Origin of the sequence: Frankia sp. Mgl5, assembly GCF_023242985.1 — a bacterium.
Taxonomy (GTDB): Bacteria; Actinomycetota; Actinomycetes; order Frankiales; family Frankiaceae; genus Parafrankia; species Parafrankia soli.
On the sequence record NZ_JALKFY010000529.1, the window covers coordinates 1 to 358 of the forward strand.

Below are 358 nucleotides of genomic sequence, written 5' to 3' on the forward strand. Positions count from 1 at the left end.
TGGCGGGATGCTGAAGACGGTGTGCTGGCCGGAAATCCGATTGCCCAAGGCTCCGTCGACAGCACGGTGTCGTTTCGCATGCTGATCGGCCCGCATGAGGAGCAGACCCTGCACTACTGGGTGTGTATCGGTGATTCCTATGACGCCGTCAAAACTGCCAACCAGTACGTGCTGGAGAATGATCCCGACCATTTGCTGAACCGGGTCGGCGTCTACTGGCAGCGCTGGGTGAATAAAGAACCCCTCGATTTTGCCGATCTCCCCCCGAAACTGATCTCTCTCTATAAAAAAAGCCTGCTGATCGTGCGCACACAAATCGACCAGAACGGCGCGATCCTTGCCGCAAACGATTCAGATA

General features: G+C 55.9%; 1 pseudogene. It reads left to right on the forward strand.

Annotated features, from left to right (window positions below):
- Positions 1-358: pseudogene (locus MXD62_RS10470) on the forward strand (glycoside hydrolase family 15 protein); the annotation flags it as partial.